The 3,019-nt window shown below is 66.5% G+C and carries 2 protein-coding genes; both read right to left on the reverse strand.

Annotation, left to right across the window (positions count from 1 at the left end; translation table 11 throughout):
- The coding region (locus tag AB4Z38_RS25460) for an MFS transporter (protein WP_441432297.1) at positions 1–1,191 on the reverse strand (1,191 nt) is incomplete at its 3' end.
- 114 nt (positions 1,192–1,305) lie between these two features.
- The coding region (uidA, locus tag AB4Z38_RS25465) for a beta-glucuronidase (RefSeq protein ID WP_441432298.1) at positions 1,306–3,019 on the reverse strand (1,714 nt) is incomplete at its 5' end.

Genomic DNA, 3,019 nt, shown 5'->3' on the forward strand with positions numbered 1-3,019 from the left:
TTGTGCGAAGCCGACGACGGCCATGTAGCGTCCGGCCTGTGCCCGGTCGGGCAGCACGGCGAAGATGATGGCTCCGTCCACCGCGCTGAAGAGGGCGATTGCGCACTGCATGATGAGTGCGCCGACAAGCAGGGTGATGAAGGAGTGGGCGTAGGCCTCGGTGATGCCGCCGGCGAGGAAGAGCAGGCCGCCGAGGAAGGTGAAGAGCTTGCGTCGACGGAGCTTGTCGGAGAGGAAGCCGCCGGTGAGGGCGCCTGCGCTGGCTGCGATGATGCCGAGCATGCCGATAATTGCAATGGTGCCGGCGACTTCCTTGATGGGGAGGCCGAGGCGCTGGGCGTAGAAGAAGCTGCCGAAGGTGGTGTTGAAGTACAGGCCCATGAAGAAGATGAAGCGGCCCAACCAGTTCCAGCCGAAGTCCGGGTACTTGCGGGGGTTGAAGGTGTAGCTGGCCAGGAGGGCCTTGACGGTGACGGTGCTGTYGTGGACGAGGCCCACGGAGCTGCCTTCGCGCTTGACGAGGGGGAAGAGGAAGACCAGTGCSAGGCCGACGAGGCCSGGGACGACGAAGACGAGGAACGTGCTGGATGAGACGGAGTAGGCGATGCCGATGCCCAGCACGGGGGCGATCTGGGCGGAGAGGCCGCTGAGCGCGGAGATCTTGCCTCGCTGCTCTTCCGGGATGCGGTCTGCCTGGAGGTTCACGATGGCCTGGCCCGCTGCTGCCCAGCCGAAGAGGGCGAAGACCCAACCTAGGCCCACRAGCGGGACTGTGGGGGCCAGGGCGACCCCGATGAGTCCGAGGATTCCGAGGAGCGCGCCACCGAACATGAACGGGGAGCGGCGGCCGAACCTCGAGCGAAAACGGTCGCTCCAGACCCCGACGAGGGGGCTGGCGGCGATGGAGATGAACTGGGCCGTGCCGGCGACGTATCCGAGTACCTCTTCGTGGCCCGGGGCGAGCTGGGAGACGCGGAGGGCGAGGGAGTAGGACATCGGGACGATGAATGCCATCGAGACCCCGAAGTTCGCCAGTGACATCAGCGTGAGGTAGCCGGCGCTGGCCTTCTTCAGCGGTGGCGCCTCAATGTCGGGGACCCCGCCGGGGGTCCCTTGCTGGGAACCTGCGTCCGTGAGGACAGCGGATTCTGTCTGATTTGGCGGTAGGTCCCCGTAGCTGGGCTTGACCATGATGACTCCTTTGTCTGGGTACGATGTGCGCGACTTATTTCTGGGTACGGCAGGATTGGTGACTGGCGGGGTGGGGGCGGCGGCGAGGCCGCCCCCACGGTGGGGTTGCGGCCGCTAGGAGCTTGGGGTTCCTGCGGGCATGGACARGGCTGGTTCTTCGATGAAGTCAGGTGCCGCGGTTTGATGCTGCGCGTTCTGTGCGGTGTTTGACCCTGGCTTGCGTCCGTGGAGTCCCGTCCATCGCTGGCGGAGCGCGAAGGCGGCGGTCTTGGGCCGGCGGTCGCGGGTGAAGACGCCCTTCTTGTTCCCGTCCACCCGGTGGATCGCGGGGCCGGTGCCGAAGTCGGCGAAGTTCCAGACGTGCTCTCCGACGAAGGACGGGATCCGGTCAAAGACCCGGTGGTTCATGGCGAGGAAGCCTGCTTGGAACTCCTCCGTCCACGGGGTGTCGAGCACGGAGTGGAGGCCGRCGATGGTGTCGGCGCCGTATTCGCTCATCATGATGGGCTTGCCGTGTTTGGCGGCCCAGCCGCGCAGATCGGCCTCGAGGAGCTGCTCGGCGGTCTCGAGGTCGCCGGTGGCGACGTACCAGCCGTAGTAGCGGTTGAGCGAGATRACRTCGACGAGGTCCGCGAGGCGGTCGTTCTCGGACGTTGCGAAGATGACCGCCGTCGTCGTCAGCGGGCGCGTCGGGTCCAGYTCSCGSGTGAGCTTGATGAGYGGTTCGAAGTACTCCCTGGCCCCGTCCTCGTTGGAGGAGGGCTCGTTGGCGACGCACCACATGACGACGCTGGGGTGGTTCTTGTCCCGGTCGATGAGCTCGCGCAGGTGCTGGGCGTGTGCGGCCTGTGTCTGGTCGTTGAAGGTTTCGGGGGAGAAGGTGGGCCGCGGCGGCTGTCCGGTCAAACCGGCTTCGACGGCGAGGTTGAGTCCGACGGCGGCGGTCTCGTCGATGACCACGATCCCGTGCCGGTCKGCGAACTCCAGGACTTCCTCGGCGTAGGGGTAGTGGGAGGTGCGGAACGAGTTCGCGCCKGTCCAGTCCAGGAGGCGGAAGTCGTGCACGAGGTAGGCGTTGTCGTGTCCTTTGCCGCGGACGGCGGAGTCTTCGTGTTTGCCGAAGCCGGTGAAGTAGAACGGCTCGCCATTGATGAGGAACTGCTCGCCCTGGAYGGCGACCGTRCGGATCCCGACCGGGAGTTCGTAGGCGTCGACGACGTGCCAGCCGTCATGGATCTCGATCTCCAGGCGGTAGAGGTAGGCCGCGCCGGGCCTCCACAGCACGGCGTCCTCGATGCGGAGGGTGCCGGAGTGTCCTTCGCCAGTGGCGACCGTCTCTCCTGCCTCGTCGATGAGRCGCACGCTYGCGGGAGCCGGCTCGCTGCTCGCCAGGCGGTAACTCACCAACCCKGTGCCGCCGTCGACGACGTCGGTCGTCACGGTCACGTCGGTGAGGTGGGACCGGGGGGTGCTGTAGAGCCAGACGGAGCGGGCGAGGCCCGCGTAGTTGTAGAAGTCGTGGAAATAGCTCTGCCGTTCCTTGCCGTCGGCGCCGACGGTCAGCTTCCCGGGCGGGATGGTGATGTTGGTGAGCCTGTTGTCGACGGCGACGGTGAGACGGAAYTCCGCCCCTGCCGTGACGACGTCGGTGAGGTCCGCTTCGAAGGGTGTGTATCCGCCGACGTGCTCCGCSACCAGGGTGTCATTGACGTAGACCGCGGCGGCGTGGGTTGCGGCGTCGAAGCGGAGCATGATCCGCTGCTCCGACCAGCCGCGCGGTACGCGGACCGTGCGCTGGTACCAGACCAGGCCGACATGGTCACGGATC

It is taken from the genome of Arthrobacter sp. 2RAF6 (genome assembly GCF_052115205.1).
Taxonomy (GTDB): Bacteria; Actinomycetota; Actinomycetes; order Actinomycetales; family Micrococcaceae; genus Arthrobacter.